Source organism: Klebsiella sp. BIGb0138, assembly GCF_004342285.1.
Taxonomy (GTDB): domain Bacteria; phylum Pseudomonadota; class Gammaproteobacteria; order Enterobacterales; family Enterobacteriaceae; genus Klebsiella.
Map to the genome: position 1 here is coordinate 230,427 of NZ_SMCV01000006.1, position 18,899 is coordinate 249,325.

Consider the following 18,899-nt stretch of genomic DNA (forward strand, 5'->3'; position numbering starts at 1 on the left):
AGAAAATACCCGATGGCTTTCTGCTGGCGGGCAGGCGGCAAACGAGTGAACGCCATGACCCGGGTGAACGAACGCCGCCTACGCCTCTGCCGCCGCAAAGGCGACGGGTATTTAATTATAAGTCGTCAAAGACACTTAGTGCGTCTGAAAGCTTTTTCACACCAAAGATTTGCATCCCTTCCGGCGCTTTTTTCGGCACGTTGGCCGCCGGGACAATAGCGCGGCGGAAGCCGTGCTTCGCCGCCTCGGAGATACGCTCCAGGCCGCTGGGCACCGGACGGATCTCGCCGGACAGCCCCACTTCACCAAAGACCACCAGATCGTGCGGCAGCGGACGATCGCGCAGGCTGGAGACCATCGCCAGCAGCAGCGCCAGATCGGCGCTGGTTTCCGCCACCTTCACCCCGCCAACAACGTTCACAAACACGTCCTGATCGGCCATTTGCAGCCCGCCGTGGCGGTGCAGTACCGCCAGCAAAATGGCCAGACGGTTTTGTTCCAGCCCTACCGCCACGCGGCGCGGATTAGACATCATCGAGTGATCGACCAGCGCCTGAATCTCCACCAGCAGCGGACGGGTGCCTTCCCAGACCACCATCACCGAACTGCCGGAGGTGACTTCGTCGCCGCGGCTGAGGAAAATCGCGGAAGGGTTGCTGATTTCACGCAGCCCCTGTTCGGTCATCGCGAAAACGCCCAGCTCATTCACCGCGCCGAAGCGGTTTTTATGGCTGCGTAAGGTGCGAAAGCGCGAGTCGGCGTCGCCATCCAGCAGCACCGAGCAGTCAATACAGTGCTCCAGAACCTTCGGCCCGGCCAGCGAGCCATCTTTGGTCACATGACCCACCATCACAATCGCCACGCCGCGCGTTTTCGCAAAGCGCGTCAGATAGGCCGCGGTTTCGCGCACCTGGGCAACGCTGCCCGGCGACGACTGCACGTCGGCCATATGCATCACCTGGATCGAGTCGATGACCATCAGCTGCGGCTTTTCTTCATCGGCTATCTGGCAGATTTGCTCAATGCTGGTCTCGGAGAGCATATTGAGATTGGCGGTCGGCAGCCCGAGGCGGTGCGCGCGCATCGCCACCTGCTGCAACGACTCTTCCCCGGTGACGTACAGCGTTTTCATGCTTTCCGCCAGCCGGCACAGCGTTTGCAGCAGCAGCGTCGATTTACCGGCCCCCGGGCTACCGCCAATCAGAATCGCGCTGCCCGGCACCACGCCGCCGCCGAGGACGCGGTCAAACTCTTTAAATCCGGTGGAAAAACGCGGTAGCGCCTCAAGGCTGATCTCCGACAGCTTTTGCACCTTCGACACGCCGGCATTACCGGCATAGCCCGTCAGGCGTTCGTTTCTCGCCACCTGCGGCGAAGCGGCAATACGCACCTCAGTGATGGTATTCCAGGCATGACAGGCGCTGCACTGCCCCTGCCAGCGCGGGTAATCCGCACCACATTCATTACAGACAAATGCGCGTTTTGGAGCTTTCGCCACGTTAACCTCTTACTTTTGATTCATGCTGCCCGAGAGGATACAGAATACCCCCATCAGGTCAGCGTGGCGGATGGTGACCTCCGCCAGCTCATTCACTTTGGGTTTAGCATGATAGGCGATCCCCAGACCCGCCGCCTTAATCATCGGTAAATCGTTGGCGCCATCGCCGATTGCCACGGTTTGCGTCGGCGGAATTTCATATTTCTCCGCCAGTTTGCGCAACGTCGCGGCCTTATATTTCGCATCAACGATATCGCCAATCACGTTACCGGTCAGTTTACCATCCATAATCTCCAGCTCATTGGCGACCACGGCGTCAAGATGCAGCTTATCGCGCAGATATTCGGCGAAGAAGGTAAAGCCGCCGGAGGCAATCGCCACCTTCCAGCCCAGCGTTTCCAGCTTCAGCACCAGCTGCGTCAGCCCCGGCATCAGCGGCAGCGATTCACGCACCTGCAGCAGAATATTGGCATCGGCATCTTTTAGCGTCGCCACCCGCTGACGCAGGCTGGCGGTAAAATCCAGTTCGCCGCGCATCGCGCGTTCGGTCACTTCCGACACCAGCTCGCCGGTCCCGGCCAGTTTGGCGATCTCATCAATGCACTCGATCCGAATCGCCGTGGAGTCCATATCCATCACCAGCAGCCCCGGCGTGCGCAGGTGCGGGATTTTACCCAACGGCGCCACATCCAGCCCCGCTTCGTGCGCCAGGCGGGTCGCCCGCTGGGTCAGCGAGCCCGCCAGGCGAATCACCTGGTAGTCTTCGACAACCCAGGATGCGACGATAACCAGCGCCGCCCCCAGTTCGTGCTGCCAGGCCGTCAAACGACGCTTATCAAGACCGCGCCCGTAGAGTAACCAGCCGCTGCGTCCAGCGTGATAATCCAGCGGCATGACCTCATCACCGCTTAGCGAAAGCGGTAATCCAGGCCACAGGGAAACATCTTCAGGCAGGTCGCACCAGGTCAAACTGTTTGGCATTACGGCTCCACATTTCTTTATTCAGACCAGGAAAATAACGCATGAGGCTACCTTGTAACCAACGCTTCTGGCAACATTAAGCTGTAAATATTAAAGGTGGAATATGGTACGCGCAAAACTGAAATTCCGACTGCATCGCGCCGTCATTGTTCTTATCTGTCTCGCACTGCTTGTCGCCCTGATGCAAGGCGCGTCGTGGTTCAGCCAGAACAGCCAAAAGCAACGTAATCCGCAGTTAGAAGAACTGGCCCGCACCCTTGCGCAGCAGGTTACGCTGAATCTGGCGCCGATGATGCGTAGCGAAACGCCCGACGAGAAGCGCATTGGCCAGCTGCTGGAACAGCTTACGCAACGGAGCCGCATCCTTGATGCCGGCGTCTATGACGACCAGGGCGATTTGGTCGCCCGCTCCGGCGAAGGCGTCGACGTGCGCGACCGGCTGGCGCTGGACGGCAAAAAAGCCGGCGGCTATTTCAATCAGCAAATCGTCGAACCCATCGCGGGTAAAAACGGCCCGCTGGGCTATCTGCGCCTGACGCTGGATACCCATACCTTAGCCACCGAGGCGAAACAGGTGGATAATACCACCAATATTCTACGCCTGATGCTGCTGCTGTCGCTGGCCATCGGCGTCGTCCTGACCCGCACCTTGCTGCAGGGGAAGCGCACCCGCTGGCAGCAATCGCCCTTCCTGCTCACCGCCAATAAGCCGGTACAGGACGAAGATAAAGATGAATAAGGAAATCCCCGATGTCGACGCTACGCCTGCTGCTCTCAGACTCCTACGACCCCTGGTTCAACCTCGCGGTAGAAGAGTCTATTTTCCGCCAGATGCCCGCCACGCAGCGGGTGCTATTTCTGTGGCGCAACGCTGACACGGTGGTCATTGGCCGGGCGCAAAACCCGTGGAAAGAGTGCAACACCCGCCGGATGGAAGAGGACAACGTGCGTCTGGCGCGCCGCAGCAGCGGCGGCGGCGCGGTATTCCACGACCTGGGCAATACCTGCTTTACCTTTATGGCGGGGAAGCCGGAGTACGATAAAACCGTCTCGACGCAAATTGTGCTGGCCGCGCTCAACGCGCTCGGCGTGACGGCGGAGGCTTCCGGGCGCAATGACCTGGTGGTCAAAACCGCCGAAGGCGATCGCAAAGTCTCCGGCTCGGCCTACCGGGAAACCCTCGACCGCGGCTTTCACCACGGCACGCTGCTGCTGAATGCCGATTTAAGCCGCCTGGCGAACTATCTCAACCCGGATCAAAAGAAGCTGCAGGCAAAGGGCATTACCTCGGTACGCGGCCGCGTCGCCAATCTGGTCGACCTGCTGCCGGGTATTACCCATCAGCAGGTCTGCGCCGCGATTGAGGAGGCCTTTTTCAACTATTATGGCGAGCGCGTGGCTGCGGAAGTGATTTCGCCGGATAACACGCCGGATCTGCCGAACTTTGCCGAAACCTTCGCCCGCCAGAGCAGCTGGGCATGGAATTTTGGTCAGGCGCCCGCCTTCTCTCATCTGCTGGATGAGCGCTTTCGCTGGGGAGGCGTCGAACTGCATTTCGACGTCGAGAAGGGTCATATCACCCGCGCACAGGTGTTCACCGATAGCCTGAACCCGGCGCCGCTGGAAGCGCTGGCGGCACGCTTGCAGGGCAGTCCGTATCGCGCCGAGGCGCTGCGGCAGGCATGTGAAGCGCTACGGGCGGATTTCCCCGAGCAGGAACAGGAGCTACGTGAGCTGTCCGCATGGATAGCGGGTGCGGTGCGGTAACGGGGGGAGAAAGGTATCTGCTGCGGCGTGAGCGCCTTAGCGGGAAACCGCGGCCCTCCCCAAATCGGGGAGAGCCGTTCGTCTTACTCTTGATCGCCGAGCAGAACAGATTCGAGGGCGATTTTGATCATATCGTTGAAGGTGGTCTGACGCTCGGCAGCGGTAGTCTGCTCGTGCGTACGGATATGGTCAGAGACGGTGCAGATAGTCAGCGCTTTCGCCCCGAACTCCGCCGCCACGCCGTAGATACCGGCCGCTTCCATTTCCACGCCCAGGATGCCGTATTTTTCCATGACGTCGAACATTGACGGGTCCGGCGTGTAGAACAGGTCGGCGGAGAAAATGTTACCCACGCGGGCGTCTACGCCCAGCGCTTTCGCGGCGTCAACGGCGTTACGCACCATGCCGAAGTCAGCAATCGCCGCAAAGTCATGGTCCTTAAAACGCAGACGGTTTACTTTAGAGTCGGTGCACGCGCCCATACCGATCACCACGTCACGCAGTTTCACATCAGCGCGTACCGCGCCGCAGGAACCCACGCGAATGATCTTCTTCACACCAAAATCGGTGATCAGCTCTTTGGTATAGATGGAGCAGGAGGGGATACCCATACCGTGGCCCATCACGGAGATTTTGCGGCCTTTATAGGTACCGGTGAAGCCCAGCATGCCACGCACGTTGTTCACTTCGCGCACATCTTCGAGGAAAGTTTCGGCAATATGCTTCGCACGCAGCGGGTCGCCCGGCATCAGCACGACGTCAGCGAAATCACCCATCTCGGCGTTAATGTGTGGAGTTGCCATCGTTTTATCCTTTTATTTTTTGTCTGCATAATGGGCGGGAAGTCCCCGCCCAAATCCATCAGAACATGGCTTTGCCATATTCCATATCAGAGGTACCGAAGTACTTCGCCAGGGTCTGACCGATGTCGGCGAAGGTTTCGCGGTGGCCAAGTGAACCCGGTTTAACCTTCGGACCGTAAACCAGAACCGGGATATGCTCACGGGTATGGTCGGTACCGGTCCAGGTCGGGTCGCAGCCGTGGTCGGCGGTGAGGATCAGAATATCGTCTTCACCGACCAGCGCCATCAGCTCAGGCAGACGGCGGTCGAACAGCTCCAGGCCCGCGGCGTAGCCCGCCACGTCGCGACGGTGGCCCCATGAGGAGTCAAAGTCGACGAAGTTGGTAAAGACGATAGTCTCGTCACCGGCCTCTTTCATCTCTTTAATGGTGGCGTCAAACAGCGCATCCAGACCGGTGGCTTTCACTTTTTTAGTGATTCCACAGTTGGCGTAGATGTCGGCGATTTTGCCCACGGAAACCACCTGACCGCCCTTCTCGTCCACCAGCTTCTGCAGCACGGTGGCGGCAGGCGGCTCGACGGCCAGGTCATGACGGTTACCGGTACGCTGGAAGTTACCCGCCTTGTCACCGATAAACGGACGCGCAATCACGCGGCCGATGTTGTACCCGCCTTCGGTCAGCTCTTCGCGCGCGATTTCGCACAGCTCATACAGCTTATCCAGACCGTAGGTCTCTTCATGGCAGGCAATCTGGAACACCGAGTCAGCAGAGGTGTAGAAAATCGGCTTGCCGGTTTTCATATGCTCTTCGCCCAGCTGATCCAGAATCACGGTACCAGAAGAGTGGCAGTTGCCGAGGTAGCCCGGCAGGTTTGCGCGCTTAACCAGTTTGTCCAGTAGCTCCTGCGGGAAGCTGTTTTCATGGTCAGAGAAATAGCCCCAGTCAAACAGCACCGGCACGCCGGCGATTTCCCAGTGCCCAGACGGCGTATCTTTACCGGAAGAGAGTTCGTGCGCCCATGCATAGGCGCCGACGATTTCCGCGTTTCCATCCATTCCTGCCGGAATGAAGCCAGTAGAACCTTCATGCGCTTTCGCCAGACCCAGACGAGTCAGGTTTGGCAAATTCAGCGGGCCTTGACGGCCATTGTCAGCTTCCCCTTTGGCACAGGCTTCAGCAATGTGTCCCAGAGTGTCTGAGCCGACGTCGCCAAAACGAGCGGCATCTTCAGTCGCACCGATGCCGAAGGAGTCCAGCACCATAATAAATGCACGTTTCATATTATTCTCCGTACCTTTTGCGCTGCAAAAAAGCGATCAGATCAGTATACCGTTATTCGGTTATTCGGCGATAGACCGTCGGGTTTTCTTTCGGTGCCTTATCGTCCAGTTTAATTGCCGCTTTGACGGCTTTGGCGGCGTCCTGCCAGCTGGTTTCGTCTTTGGCGTGAATCACCGCCAGCGGTCGCTGCCCGTCAACGCTATCGCCCTGGCGAACCATATCGGTAAAGCCAACGCTATAATCAATCGGGTCGGACGCCTGGCGACGGCCGCCGCCCATCGACACCACCGCCATACCCAGCGCACGGGTGTCCATTTCGCTGACAAAGCCTTCACCATCCGCGTAGACCGCTTTGCTCAGCATGGCGGCAGGCAGATAGTTATCGTAGTTTTCAATGAAATCACGCGGGCCCTTCTGCGCGGCCACCATCCGGCCAAAGACTTCCGCCGCTTTGCCGTTATCCAGCACCGCCTGCAGCTTCGCCCGCGCCTCAGCGTCGTCCTGAGCCAGCCTGCCGGAAATCAGCATCTCGACGCACAGCGCCATGGTCACATCAAACAGACGCGGATTACGATATTCACCGGTCAGGAACTGTACCGCTTCACGGACCTCGACGGCATTGCCGGCGCTGGAGGCCAGAACCTGGTTCATATCGGTCAGCAGCGCGGTCGTGCGTACCCCTGCGCCGTTGGAGACGCCAACGATCGCTTCGGCCAGCGCAGCAGAGAGTTCATAGGTCGGCATAAAGGCGCCGCTACCTACTTTCACATCCATCACCAGCGCATCGAGACCTTCCGCCAGTTTTTTCGCCAGAATCGACGCGGTGATCAGCGGGATGGAGTCCACCGTCGCGGTAATATCGCGGGTGGCATAGAAACGTTTGTCGGCAGGAGCCAGCGAGCTGGTCTGCCCGATGATGGCCACGCCAACATCCTGAATAATTTCGCGGAAACGGCTGTCGTCCGGGAAGATATCAAAGCCCGGAATGGCTTCCAGTTTGTCGAGGGTACCGCCGGTATGGCCGAGGCCGCGCCCGGAGATCATCGGCACATAGCCGCCGCAGGCGGCAACCATCGGGCCAAGCATCAGCGACGTCACATCGCCAACCCCGCCGGTAGAGTGCTTATCGACAATTGGGCCGTTAAGGTTAAGGCTTTTCCAGTCCAGAACGGTTCCTGAATCCCGCATCGCCATGGTCAGCGAAACGCGTTCCGGCATCGACATATCGTGGAAAAAGATGGTCATCGCCAGCGCGGCGATCTGCCCTTCGGAAACGGTGTTATCGCGAATCCCGTTGATGAAAAAGCGAATTTCATCATCGCTCAGCGCGTGACCATCACGTTTTTTTCGAATAATTTCTTGTGCGAGAAACAAGGTAACCCCCTGAGGAATAAGGTCAGTTTTGGCGGGCGGCGTTCTCTGCGCCCGCGCTAAGATCCTGTCGTCCGGCCGAGCGCAGCGACGCCGGGGAGACCCAGGAGTCGGCGCTGCCGCGCCTCGTCCGGGCGACATTTACGCCTTAGTAGCTGCTGGCGCTCTTACCGTCGCCGTGACCCAACGCTTTCAGCAGGCTGGCCAGCAGGCTGGATGCGCCAAAACGATAGTGGCGAGAGTCCGCCCAGTCAGCGCCAAACAGTTCATCGGCAATCGCCAGAAACTGCCGGGCGTCTTCGGCGCTACGTACGCCGCCCGCGGGCTTAAAGCCGACGGTTTTCTGCACGCCCATATCGCGGATCACTTCCAGCATGATACGCGCGCTTTCCGGCGTCGCGTTCACCGGTACTTTACCGGTAGAGGTTTTGATGAAATCCGCGCCTGCTTTGATAGAGATTTCAGACGCTTTACGGATTAATGCTTCTTCTTTCAGCTCACCGGTTTCGATGATCACTTTAAGCAGTACGTTGGCCGCCGCACAGGCTTCCTTGCAGGCTTTTACCAGATCGAAGCCGACCTGTTCGTTGCCGGCGATCAGCGCGCGGTACGGGAATACCACGTCAACTTCATCCGCGCCGTAGGCAATCGCCGCGCGGGTTTCCGCCAGCGCGATATCGATATCATCGTTACCGTGCGGGAAGTTGGTTACCGTGGCGATACGGATGTCCGGGGTGCCCTGCGCGTTCAGCGTTTTGCGAGCGATCGGGATAAAGCGCGGATAGATGCAGATAGCCGCGGTATTGCCTACCGGCGTTTGCGCCTGATGGCACAGCGCGATCACCTTCTCATTGGTGTCATCGTCATTCAGCGTGGTCAGGTCCATCAGTTTCAACGCGCGCAGGCTGCTTGCAGATAAATCAGTCATTTCATACTCCGACGGCTTATTGCCGGTTCAATAGTTTGTTTCACCTTGCGAGTCTGTGATTATTGTAACATCACCTCGCAGCCACACTTCGACACCCATCACAGTTAATGAAAACTAATTGCTAACTTGCATTAGAATAATGTGATGATTGTCACTAAAAACGGTTCAGTACCGACCTTCTCCCGGCCCGACTATCTTTAAGCATAATCAAAATGGCTTACCGCGAGAGGATGTTATTATTATAACATAAACTAACGTTCACTCTCGACAAAAACGGATGACATTTGTGCTGATAACGGCTTAATACCCGGCTATTTCATGAAAATAAAGGGGTTTATTTAAAAGCAAGGAATGATGGAATTATCACATCAGGAAGAAAAGCAGCGATAGATCTGATGCGGTGCGGAATCGAAAGGAATACGGCAATCGCTCTTTTCGCCCGTGACGCGTCGCGCGAAAACAAAACAATGGGCTGCGAAGGCGGGAAGACTCCCTGGCCCCTCACATTGCGTAGAACAATTCTTTTGTATTATTCATCAGGGCGTTAGCAATAACGTCAGCCGGTTCCTCGCGCAGTTCACACAGGGTGGCAAAGACGCGCGCCGCCTGTTCCGGCCGATTAGGCTGCCCCTGAAAGCCATTGAGCGGCATATCCGGGGCATCCGTTTCCAGCAGCAGCGCCGACAGCGGCAGACGCGCCATCACCTCACGGCTCTTACTGGCCCGCGGATAGGTGATGGTGCCACCCACGCCGATTTTATAGCCCGACTGCACAAAACGCTCCGCCTGCTGCAGACTGCCGGCAAAGCCGTGTACCACGCCGGTTCTGGGCAGCGCATGTCGTTTCAGCAGCATCGCCAGCTTATCGTGCGTGCGTCGGGAATGAAGAATCACCGGCAGGTCGTAGCGTTTTGCCAGCCGCAGCTGCGCCTCCAGCACCGCCTGCTGGCGCTCAAACTGCGGATCTTCACGATAGAGATCGAGACCGATCTCCCCCACCGCCACCAGCTTTCGCCCGCGCTGCTGCAGGCAGGCTTCAAGCTGTTCAAGACTGCGTTCATCGTGGCGTTCAATCGCAATAGGGTGCAAGCCTACGGCGGCGTACAAGGCATCGTGCTGTTCCGCCAGCGCCAGCACCCGGGGGAAATGTTCCGCCGCAATTGCCGGAACAATAATTTGCATCACGCCCGCTGCCGTGGCCCGGGCAAGACTCTCTGTTTCGTGACCGGCGAACGGCGGAAAATCAAAATGGCAATGAGTATCAATAAACTGCAGCGTCATGCCAGATCCTCGTTATCAAAGCTGGCATCATTGGCCTGTGGGGCGGCGACGAAGGTTGCCTGATGCGCGTCATTGGCGACAGACGCCGGCGGGACCACCACCGCAGTCGGTTGCACAACCCGCGGCATATGGCGCAGCAATGGCGGACGATCGGCAAGCAGCTTCCCGACCGTCGCCAGAAAGTAGCGCCCGCACTGACGGCCGGTTTTATAGTCTTCCAGCAGCGCCGGTAGACGACTCCCCAGGGCCATGCTTTTCAGCGGTTTCTGGGGAAAAATTTCGAGGATCCGCAGCTTACCCGGCGGCTTCTCAATAAACTGCTGAGTGGCGCGGTAGGTGGCTTCATGGTGTTGTACCAGATTCACAAACGGCTGCAGACTGCTTTCGCCCAGCCAGCGCTCCATTCGCTTAAACCACTGCGGGGTATAGTACATCTGCGAGGGCACCGTGCGGATCACCACGATAGTCTGTGCCCCGCGTTTGGCCGCCTCCTGAACGGGAATCGCATCGCTGACGCCGCCGTCCAGATAGCTGATACCGTCCAGCATGACGCCGCTGCGATAAAAACCGGGAATCGCGCTCGAGGCGCGGATCAGATCAAGCCAGGTATTTTGCGTGGGGGAAAAGTAGTTTGGCGTATAGTCATCGCCGCGGCAGGCGCACATCCACAGCTCTTTCCCTTGGGCGAAACGCTCCTCCGCATAGCTCATCGCCAGCGGCATTTTTTGCGATGTCGTCGCCACCAGCCAGTCGAGGTCGATCAGGTTGCCGCCGCGGACAAAGCGCATGGGATCGAAAAATTCGCGGGCGGTGGTGTAGCGGGTGATGACCTTACGCGCATAGCCCTGCTGGTTACACATATACGCCGACAGGTTCTGCGCCCCGGCAGATGTTCCGAGCATAATGTCGAAAGGGTTGAATCCGGCGCGCATAAACTCATCCAGCACCCCGGCGGTAAAAATCCCTCGCTGACCGCCGCCTTCGCACACCAGGCCTAACCTGCCCGGTTCAAACGGCTTCACTGATAACGGCGCAATATTGCCTAACGTTACGGGAATTCGCTGCCCCACCCTGCTTTCCTGTTCTGTTTATTCTATTACAACAATGTAACGTCATTTTTATACCCCTGAAACGGCGAAAGCCAGTCACAAGGACTGGCTTTATGTAAAACTGTATGTCTTGAATGCGTTTTTGGCGACTTAGGCCGGGGTTAAAACGGCCGCTATGGGCGCCGGCGCCCGGTGAACAGACTGACCAGGAACAGAATGATACCGACCACAAAGACAATTTTCGCCGCCCAGGCCGCGGTACCCGCCAGGCTACCAAATCCTAAAGCTGCGGCAATTAAGGCGATGACCAGAAAAATAATGCCCCATCGAAACATAATGCTCTCCTTACCATAGTGGATAACGGTCGCTTTTCTGCGCGCTCAGGCTGCGCATACACCAACCCTGTCGTGCTCTTATTAACGGCAATAAATAAGAATGAATGGAATTATTTAACGCTGAGATTATTTTCGACGCGTTTCACGCCCGAAACGGCTTTCGCAATATCGCCCGCTCGCTCCGCCTGCTGGCGAGAGTCAACGGTACCGGAGAGACGCACGGTTCCGGCGCTGGTTTCAACGGTGACTTTTCGCGACGGGACGATATCATCCGCCAACAGTTTGGCTTTGATTTCACTGGTCACAGCGGTGTCTCCCGCATAGCCCTTCAGACTTGCCGACGGCTCTTTTTCCAGCACGCTAAGCTTGTCATCAACGGAAGCGACGCCTTTAACCTCTTTCGCCACCTTAACCGCCTGCTCCTGCTGCGCCTTGCTGTCCACAGAGCCGCTCAGCGTGACCGCTTTATTCTCCGTTTTCACTGAGATATCGGTGCTGCTGATACTTTTATCGTCGATCAGCGCCGCTTTCACCCTGGCGGTGATGGTGCTGTCGTCCATAAAATCGCCGACCTTGTTCAGTGAGCTATCGACAGCCTGACCCGCGCTATTGGCAACAGACTTTGCGCTATCCGTCGTCGAGTTATCTGCATATGCCGAGGCGCTTATCATGGCCGAGCCTAAGAAGAGAGCCAGCAACGTCCCGGCATTCTTTAGTCTTGTCATCGTTATGCCCTCGTTATTTCTGTTTCGGTAAAACAAAATAAGTAGCTTATTAAGCCAGAATTTTAAAAATTACTTATTAAATATAGTAGAAGGCGATGAAGCAGACGGGAAATATGCACAAAAAATCAGTATGGCGGGGATATTTAAGAACTTTCTACAATGCCAGGAACAGGTAAAAAAAGCGTGGAGCGCAGCGCGAGCCGCGCTCCGGAAGGGATTAGTGCTCGCGAGTTTTGCGGAACAACACTTCAGGATAACGTTCCTGCGTCAGATTCAGGTTAACCATCGTAGGGGCGATATAGGTCAAATTATCACCGCCATCGAGGGCCAGCTGAATTTCGTTTTTACGCTTAAACTCCTCAAACTTTTTCACGTCGGTTGATTCCACCCAACGCGCGGTCGCCACGTTCACCGATTCGTAAATCGCTTCAACGTTGTATTCGCTCTTCAGGCGGGCAACAACCACGTCAAACTGCAGCACACCGACGGCGCCGACAATCAGATCGTTATTGGCGATCGGACGGAAGACCTGCACCGCCCCCTCTTCGGAGAGCTGAACCAGCCCTTTCAGCAGCTGTTTCTGTTTCAGCGGATCCTTAAGACGAATACGACGGAACAGCTCCGGTGCGAAGTTCGGGATACCGGTGAACTTCATCATTTCGCCCTGGGTGAAAGTATCGCCAATCTGAATGGTTCCGTGGTTGTGCAACCCGATGATATCGCCCGGATAAGCCTCTTCAACGTGCGAGCGGTCGCCGGCCATAAAGGTCAGCGCGTCGGAAATAACCACATCTTTACCGATACGCACCTGGCGCAGCTTCATGCCCTTCTCATATTTACCGGACACCACGCGCATAAAGGCCACGCGGTCGCGGTGTTTCGGGTCCATGTTGGCCTGAATTTTAAAGACGAAGCCGGTGAACTTGTCTTCTGCCGCCGTCACTTCACGGGTATCCGTTTTACGCGGCATCGGCGCGGGCGCCCACTCAACCAGGCCGTCCAGCATATGATCGACGCCGAAGTTACCCAATGCGGTACCGAAGAAGACCGGGGTAATTTCGCCTGCGAGGAACAGCTCTTTATCAAATTCGTTCGAGGCGCCCTGCACCAGCTCCAGCTCATCGCGCAGCTGCTGGGCCAGATCTTCGCCCACCGCCCGATCGAGATCCGGGTTGTTCAGTCCTTTAACGATCCGCACTTCCTGGATGGTGTGGCCCTTGCCGGTCTGATACAGGTAGGTTTCATCTTTATACAGATGGTATACGCCCTTAAACAGTTTACCGCAGCCAATCGGCCAGGTGATCGGCGCGCAGCCGATTTTCAGCTCGTTTTCCACTTCATCCAGCAGCTCCATCGGATCGCGGATATCACGGTCGAGCTTGTTCATAAAGGTCAGGATCGGCGTATCGCGCAGACGGGTCACTTCCATCAGCTTACGGGTACGATCTTCAACGCCTTTTGCCGCATCGATCACCATCAGGCAGCAGTCCACCGCCGTCAGCGTACGGTAAGTATCTTCGGAGAAGTCTTCGTGGCCCGGGGTGTCCAGCAGGTTAACCAGGCTACCGTGATACGGGAACTGCATCACCGAGGTGGTAATGGAGATACCACGCTGCTTTTCCATCTCCATCCAGTCAGATTTTGCATGCTGGCTGGAGCCGCGGCCTTTTACGCTGCCGGCGGTCTGAATCGCCTGTCCGAACAGCAGCACCTTTTCGGTGATGGTGGTTTTACCGGCATCCGGGTGAGAAATAATGGCAAAAGTGCGGCGCTTAGCCACCTCTTGCAGATAAGGAGACAACGTCATAATTCAATCTTCTTAGTAAACGCGGCAACCGGCCACGCATGTTGAATACGAAAAATTGCGGCTATTTTACCCATCAATAGGGGGGAGGCAATCAGTGTTTACACAGGAGCTGCTCCAGTTCGCTTAAAGAGGCCACCGTCCAGTCCGGCTGGAGGTCCGCAGGCAGTTCGCGCTGATGGGCATTCAGCCAGCAGGTCGCGAGGCCCGCGTTCACACCGCCGCGAATATCGGACTCCGCCGTATCTCCCACCATCAGCACGCGGGAACGTTCGGGGTGGCCCGCCTGCGCCAGCGCGTAATCAAAAATGCGCGCATCCGGCTTCGCCACGCCCACTTCTTCAGAAATAATCAGTAAATCAAAGTGATCGCGCAGCCCGGTGCGCTCCAGCCGGATCTGCTGTAACGACGTAAATCCGTTGGTGATGATGCCCATCTTGACCTTGCCCTGCAGCGCGTTCAGCAGCGATACCGCCCCCGGCAGCGGGGCGCAAATCTCAGCCATGGCGTTCATGAACGCGTCGTTGAGCTCGCCCGGCGGCACGCTGAGGCGTTCGGCCCAGCTATCAAAACGCTGATGCTGTAGCTGCAAAGCGGTGATAGCGCCGTTCTGGTAATCCACCCACAGCGGCTTATTCACGGCCTGATAGTCCTGAAAATCTTCGGCGGTAAAGGTCACGCTATAGTCGAGAAACATGCGCTGTAAACCGGTAAAAGAGTCAAACGTAAACAGCGTTTCGTCGGCATCAAAGAAAATCCAGTCCCACTTCATCGTATCACCTTGTCGTTGCCCACCCCGTAGGCATAGTTGTTGCAGCAAGTCTGAACACCACCGGCTCCGACTTACCCATAAAAAACCCTACCGCGCCAGGCTGTTACATACTTATCGGCAGCGCCATGACGATCGCATCCTCACGCCCGTCGGCCGTGGGGTAATAGTTGCGGCGAAGGGTTGCCTCGTTAAAGCCTAAACTTTCATAGAGGGCGATAGCGGCGGCGTTAGACGCGCGCACCTCCAGCCACAGCGTCACGACGCCGCGCTTTTCGACTTCATCAATCACCCGTTCCAGCAGCGCGCGCCCAAGGCCGCGTCGCTGAAAAGCCGGATCGACGGCGATGTTGAACAGGGTCGCCTCGTCCAGCACAATTTGCGTAATCGCGAATGCCGCCATCTCCCCATCGACCGCCAGCTGAAGATTCAGGTAGCGTTCGCCCTGATTGCTGGCAAAGGTGTGTTCACTCCACGGAAAAGCGTGGGCGCGTTGTTCTATTTGCCAGGCACGGGGCAAATCAGCCGTGTTGAGGGTAGAAATCGTGTTCATGTGCGCAGATTTGTTGCCAGAGCGCCATTCGGGCAGACGCGCTGGTCTGGAGTTCATCAAAAGCGGGCGTTGAGACCTGGGCGCCCGCCAGCAGTAACGGTGTGTCAGTGCCCAGCAGCCAGCTGTTGCAGCGGCTATCCTGCGGCAACATCGCCACGCGATCCGGCGTCAACTGCAGCACCTGATCCGGCGTCAGCGCCAGCGCGCGTAAAATATCGCTGATTAGCGGTTCAGTTAGCGACGGCGGGTTTTCCGCCACCATCAGCAAACGAATATGCCCGGGAAGCGAGATAGCGATTTCGCCCTGCAACGCCCCGGGGCGACGCAGCGACCACTGGGTAATACCCAGCTGCTGTAATTGCCAGTCTCGTCGGGAAGTCATAGCGAAACACTCCTGTTAATCAAGCGCGCAATATAGCAAATCCGTGGTATCTGCGCCAACAAACTCCATACATTGCGCAGCAACGCCGCACGTCGTCGCGGCCATCAGGCAATATGGCGTCCGACAGCGCCAATAGCGCCAACAAAGAGGCAGCCTCAAGGATAACGTGTATAATCGGCGCCAGTCTTAATGAAGGAGTGTTTCATGTCTGCTTTTACCCCGGCAAGTGAAGTCTTGCTGCGCCACAGTGATGATTTCGAACCCGCACGCGTTCTGTTTGCCGGTGACCTGCAGGATGACCTGCCAGCACGCCTGGACACTGCAGCCAGCCGCGCCCATACCCAGCAGTTTCACCACTGGCAGGTCCTGAACCGCCAGATGGGCGATAACGTCCGTTTCAGCCTGGTGGCTGAAGCCAGCGACGTCGCCGATTGCGATACGCTGATTTACTACTGGCCGAAGAACAAGCCGGAAGCACAGTTTCAGTTGATGAACCTGCTTTCGCTGCTGCCGGTGGGCAGCGATGTTTTCGTCGTCGGCGAAAACCGCAGCGGCGTGCGCAGCGCCGAGCAGATACTCGCCGAATATGTCCCCCTGAGCAAAGTGGACAGCGCGCGCCGCTGCGGGCTGTATCACGGGCGTCTGGAAAAACAGCCGGGCTTCGATCCGCAGCAGTTCTGGGGCGAATACCCGCTGGAAAATCTGACGATTAAGACCCTGCCTGGCGTATTCAGCCGCGATGGGCTGGATATCGGCAGCCAGCTGTTACTCTCCACCCTGACCCCGCACACCAAAGGGAAAGTGCTTGATGTCGGCTGCGGCGCAGGGGTGCTGGCGACCGTGCTGGCCAGCCATTCGCCGAAGGTGCGCTTAACGCTGTGTGACGTCAGCGCGCCAGCGGTCGAAGCCAGCCGCGCGACGCTCGCCGCAAACGGCATTGAAGGCGAAGTCTTCGCCAGCAACGTGTTCTCCGAAGTGAACGGTCGTTTCGACATGATTATCTCCAACCCGCCGTTCCACGATGGCCTGCAGACCAGCCAGGAAGCCGCGCAAACCCTGATTCGCGGTGCGGTACGTCACCTGAACAGCGGCGGAGAGCTGCGCATTGTCGCCAACGCCTTCCTGCCATATCCGGATGTGCTGGATGAAATCTTCGGCTTCCATGAAGTGATCGCCCAGACCGGCCGCTTTAAGGTCTACCGGACCGTGATGACCCGTCAGGCGAAAAAATAACGCTTCCCCTCTCCGGCGACGGGCCAGCCACGTCGCCGGTTTTACCCCCGTATTCGGCCATTTTTGCAACAATCAATTCAAGCGATACAATTAACTATTGACGAATAGCTGAAAACCACTAGAATGCGCCTCCGTGGTAACGATACTTTTATCAGTATCGATGGTATGCGAAGGTGGCGGAATTGGTAGACGCGCTAGCTTCAGGTGTTAGTGTCCTTACGGACGTGGGGGTTCAAGTCCCCCCCCTCGCACCATAAACCACGCAGATATCGCTCGCACTGTGCGAAGGTGGCGGAATTGGTAGACGCGCTAGCTTCAGGTGTTAGTGTTCTTACGGACGTGGGGGTTCAAGTCCCCCCCCTCGCACCAACGAAGCGATATCAAAATTAAGAATACTGTGCGAAGGTGGCGGAATTGGTAGACGCGCTAGCTTCAGGTGTTAGTGTCCTTACGGACGTGGGGGTTCAAGTCCCCCCCCTCGCACCAATATTCTTACCCTTCTTTTGCATTATCCCATCAGCTTTAAATTCAACGTCATCAGCATTATCCCACTGATCAACGCGACGCAAGACGGCAGCAACACGAAATGGCGCAATTGTCGGTGCCAGATCATTAATGCCGACATCAGCATTCCGACCGTCACCAGCCCACGCCAGGCCTCCACCGACAGATCGGCAAACCCCAGAACAGCAATCAATACGCCAGGAAGTAGCACACCCCATCCACTGCCTAAAGTTCGCTGCAACATGTTTTCACCTCTCAAAACGATAATGATAACCAATATCATATGATAATGTTTATCATTTGTCATGTTCTGTACGGCAGGATGTGCGGTTCTTTACGTTCGCGCTAATGACATATATTCATGAAGGTGATAAATTAAGCGGACGGCACTAATGCATTAAATTATTTGATCATTTCGTTAAAACCGTAATAAGGTTATTGCTTTTCATCGTCCATTTTTGGCAGCCATCATTTTGAAATTTAATGACTAATAACGACATCCTCAATATGACTGCACAATCCTGGCAAAAGCATTACCAAAAAAAATATCAGTATTCCTTACGGCTTTTTCTACTGCTGAATTTCATTTCGGCGTTTTTATCGCTGGTCAGCCCGCTGTTTAACACCGCCAGTTTTACCCTGCCCTGTACCCTGCTCGTGCTTCTCAGCACGGCCTTAGCGTTATGGCACTGGAAGTTCTCCCGCCACAAAATCAATATTGCGCTTATTTCTCTAATCTTCGGCGTACTGTGGGCCTGGCATATTACCGAAAAGGCTTTCATGCTGGCGCCGCCGCATTTTAACTTTCTGGTTATTGCCTTATTAAGCATATTGTTTATTGGCGCTATCGCCTTTCCCAATAATATCATTGCTTTTACGCTGCACTCGCTGCCCACCTTTATCGCCTGCCTGATCCTGGCGGAAGGCGAACAGTGGCTACGGATGTCCTACTGCCTGGCTCTGCCCCTTGCTGGCATAACGCTGCAGAGCATCGTTCAAAAACGTAGCGACGCATTCACCCAGGGGCTAATGGATAAGCTATTGCAGGAACGTAACACCCTCAACGATCTCAGCATGCTCGACCCCCTTACCGGCCTGTATAACCGTCGCGGGTTACAAAACCGACTGGATACCATTCTGGCGGTGAGCGGTAATGACCATCATGTCCTGCTGCTGGATATCGACCATTTTAAAGCCTACAACGACCACTACGGGCATATGATGGGCGATCAGGCGCTGATTCAGGTCTCGGCAGCGATTCGCAATGCCGTGCGCTCACGCGATATCGTCGCTCGCTTTGGCGGTGAAGAGTTTATGGTGCTGCTGACCAACAGCACGGCGGAAACCGCCTCTCTGGCCGCAGAGCGCATCCGCCAGCAGGTTTACGATTTGAAAATCCCCCATATGTTTAATGAGAGCGTCGCCACCAACGTCACCATCAGCATTGGCATGACGCCGCTGACGGATTCCGACATCGACAGCGCGCTGAAAAGAGCCGATACCGCGCTCTACGAAGCGAAAAATCTCGGACGTAACATTATTCTTGCCAGCTGAACCCCCACCGCTGCACTGGCAGCAAGACGCTAACAAATCCCTTGCCATTGCCCTGACAACTTACTAGTATCACTAATCA

Annotated in this window: 19 protein-coding genes and 3 tRNA genes; 7 read left to right on the forward strand and 15 right to left on the reverse strand. The window is 56.5% G+C overall.

Translation table 11 applies throughout. The annotated features are described in order from the left end of the window. Positions 1 to 115: 115 nt before the first annotated feature. Both radA and serB read right to left on the reverse strand, forming a co-directional pair. Positions 116 to 1,498 carry a DNA repair protein RadA gene (radA, locus tag EDF73_RS15520; RefSeq protein ID WP_132729990.1) on the reverse strand — a complete coding sequence of 461 codons (1,383 nt, stop codon included), beginning with the start codon at positions 1,496 to 1,498 and terminating at the stop codon, positions 116 to 118. 9 nt (positions 1,499 to 1,507) lie between these two features. Then, complete coding sequence (gene serB, locus EDF73_RS15525; protein ID WP_132729991.1) at positions 1,508 to 2,479, reverse strand: phosphoserine phosphatase; 972 nt, start codon at positions 2,477 to 2,479, stop codon at positions 1,508 to 1,510. A 103-nt stretch (positions 2,480 to 2,582) separates the two neighbouring features. Here serB and EDF73_RS15535 point away from each other — a divergent pair, with 103 nt between their 5' ends. Together EDF73_RS15535 and lplA are read left to right on the forward strand one after the other, a co-directional pair. Further along, complete coding sequence (locus EDF73_RS15535) at positions 2,583 to 3,218, forward strand: YtjB family periplasmic protein (RefSeq protein ID WP_132729992.1); 636 nt, start codon at positions 2,583 to 2,585, stop codon at positions 3,216 to 3,218. 11 nt (positions 3,219 to 3,229) lie between these two features. Then, positions 3,230 to 4,246 carry a lipoate--protein ligase LplA gene (gene lplA / locus EDF73_RS15540; protein WP_132729993.1) on the forward strand — a complete coding sequence of 339 codons (1,017 nt, stop codon included), beginning with the start codon at positions 3,230 to 3,232 and terminating at the stop codon, positions 4,244 to 4,246. Between the two features lie 83 nt (positions 4,247 to 4,329). Here lplA and deoD read toward each other — a convergent pair whose 3' ends face one another. The 12 genes from deoD to EDF73_RS15600 form a co-directional block, all read right to left on the reverse strand. After that, a complete protein-coding gene (gene deoD, locus EDF73_RS15545) occupies positions 4,330 to 5,049 on the reverse strand; it encodes a purine-nucleoside phosphorylase (RefSeq protein ID WP_041143950.1) in 720 nt (239 codons plus the stop codon). A 58-nt stretch (positions 5,050 to 5,107) separates the two neighbouring features. Continuing rightward, positions 5,108 to 6,331, reverse strand: coding sequence for a phosphopentomutase (gene deoB / locus EDF73_RS15550; RefSeq protein ID WP_132729994.1), 1,224 nt, complete (start codon positions 6,329 to 6,331; stop codon positions 5,108 to 5,110). A gap of 52 nt (positions 6,332 to 6,383) precedes the next feature. Continuing rightward, positions 6,384 to 7,706, reverse strand: a complete 1,323-nt coding sequence (gene deoA / locus EDF73_RS15555) for a thymidine phosphorylase (RefSeq protein ID WP_132729995.1) — start codon at positions 7,704 to 7,706, stop codon at positions 6,384 to 6,386. Between the two features lie 145 nt (positions 7,707 to 7,851). Next, positions 7,852 to 8,631 (reverse strand): deoxyribose-phosphate aldolase, encoded by a 780-nt coding sequence (gene deoC / locus EDF73_RS15560; protein WP_132729996.1) that lies wholly within the window; start codon positions 8,629 to 8,631, stop codon positions 7,852 to 7,854. 501 nt (positions 8,632 to 9,132) lie between these two features. Further along, positions 9,133 to 9,912 carry a TatD family hydrolase gene (locus EDF73_RS15565; RefSeq protein WP_132729997.1) on the reverse strand — a complete coding sequence of 260 codons (780 nt, stop codon included), beginning with the start codon at positions 9,910 to 9,912 and terminating at the stop codon, positions 9,133 to 9,135. Further along, entirely contained in the window at positions 9,909 to 10,982 is a 1,074-nt protein-coding gene (locus EDF73_RS15570; protein ID WP_132729998.1) for a patatin family protein, read from the reverse strand. The genes EDF73_RS15565 and EDF73_RS15570 overlap by 4 nt, the downstream gene beginning before the upstream one ends. 152 nt (positions 10,983 to 11,134) lie before the next feature. Then, on the reverse strand, positions 11,135 to 11,296 hold the full coding sequence (locus EDF73_RS15575) for a DUF1328 domain-containing protein (RefSeq protein ID WP_004857650.1): 162 nt from the start codon (positions 11,294 to 11,296) through the stop codon (positions 11,135 to 11,137). 110 nt (positions 11,297 to 11,406) lie between these two features. Continuing rightward, complete coding sequence (gene osmY / locus EDF73_RS15580) at positions 11,407 to 12,021, reverse strand: molecular chaperone OsmY (RefSeq protein ID WP_132729999.1); 615 nt, start codon at positions 12,019 to 12,021, stop codon at positions 11,407 to 11,409. Positions 12,022 to 12,238: 217 nt separating this feature from the next. Continuing rightward, positions 12,239 to 13,828, reverse strand: coding sequence for a peptide chain release factor 3 (gene prfC, locus EDF73_RS15585; protein WP_132730000.1), 1,590 nt, complete (start codon positions 13,826 to 13,828; stop codon positions 12,239 to 12,241). Between the two features lie 91 nt (positions 13,829 to 13,919). Then, on the reverse strand, positions 13,920 to 14,597 hold the full coding sequence (gene yjjG / locus EDF73_RS15590) for a pyrimidine 5'-nucleotidase (RefSeq protein ID WP_132730001.1): 678 nt from the start codon (positions 14,595 to 14,597) through the stop codon (positions 13,920 to 13,922). A 103-nt stretch (positions 14,598 to 14,700) separates the two neighbouring features. Beyond that, the gene (gene rimI, locus EDF73_RS15595; protein ID WP_132730002.1) at positions 14,701 to 15,147 is read right to left on the reverse strand and encodes a ribosomal protein S18-alanine N-acetyltransferase; all 447 of its coding nucleotides are present in this window, start codon (positions 15,145 to 15,147) and stop codon (positions 14,701 to 14,703) included. Further along, positions 15,116 to 15,529 (reverse strand): DNA polymerase III subunit psi, encoded by a 414-nt coding sequence (locus EDF73_RS15600; RefSeq protein WP_132730003.1) that lies wholly within the window; start codon positions 15,527 to 15,529, stop codon positions 15,116 to 15,118. The genes rimI and EDF73_RS15600 overlap by 32 nt, the downstream gene beginning before the upstream one ends. Positions 15,530 to 15,733: 204 nt before the next feature. On the opposite strand from EDF73_RS15600, the gene rsmC reads away from it, so the two are divergent. From rsmC to EDF73_RS15620, 4 genes are all read left to right on the forward strand, one after another. Further along, positions 15,734 to 16,762 (forward strand): 16S rRNA (guanine(1207)-N(2))-methyltransferase RsmC, encoded by a 1,029-nt coding sequence (gene rsmC, locus EDF73_RS15605; protein ID WP_132730004.1) that lies wholly within the window; start codon positions 15,734 to 15,736, stop codon positions 16,760 to 16,762. Between the two features lie 167 nt (positions 16,763 to 16,929). Next, positions 16,930 to 17,016, forward strand: a tRNA-Leu gene (locus EDF73_RS15610). 28 nt (positions 17,017 to 17,044) lie between these two features. Beyond that, positions 17,045 to 17,131: transfer RNA gene (locus EDF73_RS15615), tRNA-Leu, on the forward strand. Positions 17,132 to 17,161: 30 nt separating this feature from the next. Further along, a tRNA-Leu gene (locus EDF73_RS15620) sits at positions 17,162 to 17,248 on the forward strand. A gap of 22 nt (positions 17,249 to 17,270) precedes the next feature. Here EDF73_RS15620 and EDF73_RS15625 read toward each other — a convergent pair. Further along, positions 17,271 to 17,510: a DUF1435 domain-containing protein gene (locus EDF73_RS15625; RefSeq protein WP_132730005.1), complete on the reverse strand. Its 240-nt coding sequence runs from the start codon at positions 17,508 to 17,510 to the stop codon at positions 17,271 to 17,273. A 263-nt stretch (positions 17,511 to 17,773) separates the two neighbouring features. On the opposite strand from EDF73_RS15625, the gene EDF73_RS15630 reads away from it, so the two are divergent. After that, positions 17,774 to 18,820, forward strand: coding sequence for a diguanylate cyclase (locus EDF73_RS15630; RefSeq protein WP_132730091.1), 1,047 nt, complete (start codon positions 17,774 to 17,776; stop codon positions 18,818 to 18,820). Positions 18,821 to 18,899: the final 79 nt, after the last annotated feature.

Bases quoted from the DNA above. Each gene is read 5' to 3' on its own strand.
- serB (WP_132729991.1), bottom strand. From the start codon at position 2,479: ATGCCAAACAGTTTGACCTGGTGCGACCTGCCTGAAGATGTTTCCCTG.
- EDF73_RS15535 (WP_132729992.1), top strand. From the start codon at position 2,583: ATGGTACGCGCAAAACTGAAATTCCGACTGCATCGCGCCGTCATTGTT.
- lplA (WP_132729993.1), top strand. From the start codon at position 3,230: ATGTCGACGCTACGCCTGCTGCTCTCAGACTCCTACGACCCCTGGTTC.
- deoD (WP_041143950.1), bottom strand. From the start codon at position 5,049: ATGGCAACTCCACACATTAACGCCGAGATGGGTGATTTCGCTGACGTC.
- deoB (WP_132729994.1), bottom strand. From the start codon at position 6,331: ATGAAACGTGCATTTATTATGGTGCTGGACTCCTTCGGCATCGGTGCG.
- deoC (WP_132729996.1), bottom strand. From the start codon at position 8,631: ATGACTGATTTATCTGCAAGCAGCCTGCGCGCGTTGAAACTGATGGAC.
- EDF73_RS15565 (WP_132729997.1), bottom strand. From the start codon at position 9,912: ATGACGCTGCAGTTTATTGATACTCATTGCCATTTTGATTTTCCGCCG.
- EDF73_RS15575 (WP_004857650.1), bottom strand. From the start codon at position 11,296: ATGTTTCGATGGGGCATTATTTTTCTGGTCATCGCCTTAATTGCCGCA.
- osmY (WP_132729999.1), bottom strand. From the start codon at position 12,021: ATGACAAGACTAAAGAATGCCGGGACGTTGCTGGCTCTCTTCTTAGGC.
- prfC (WP_132730000.1), bottom strand. From the start codon at position 13,828: ATGACGTTGTCTCCTTATCTGCAAGAGGTGGCTAAGCGCCGCACTTTT.
- yjjG (WP_132730001.1), bottom strand. From the start codon at position 14,597: ATGAAGTGGGACTGGATTTTCTTTGATGCCGACGAAACGCTGTTTACG.
- rimI (WP_132730002.1), bottom strand. From the start codon at position 15,147: ATGAACACGATTTCTACCCTCAACACGGCTGATTTGCCCCGTGCCTGG.
- EDF73_RS15600 (WP_132730003.1), bottom strand. From the start codon at position 15,529: ATGACTTCCCGACGAGACTGGCAATTACAGCAGCTGGGTATTACCCAG.
- rsmC (WP_132730004.1), top strand. From the start codon at position 15,734: ATGTCTGCTTTTACCCCGGCAAGTGAAGTCTTGCTGCGCCACAGTGAT.
- EDF73_RS15625 (WP_132730005.1), bottom strand. From the start codon at position 17,510: ATGTTGCAGCGAACTTTAGGCAGTGGATGGGGTGTGCTACTTCCTGGC.
- EDF73_RS15630 (WP_132730091.1), top strand. From the start codon at position 17,774: ATGACTGCACAATCCTGGCAAAAGCATTACCAAAAAAAATATCAGTAT.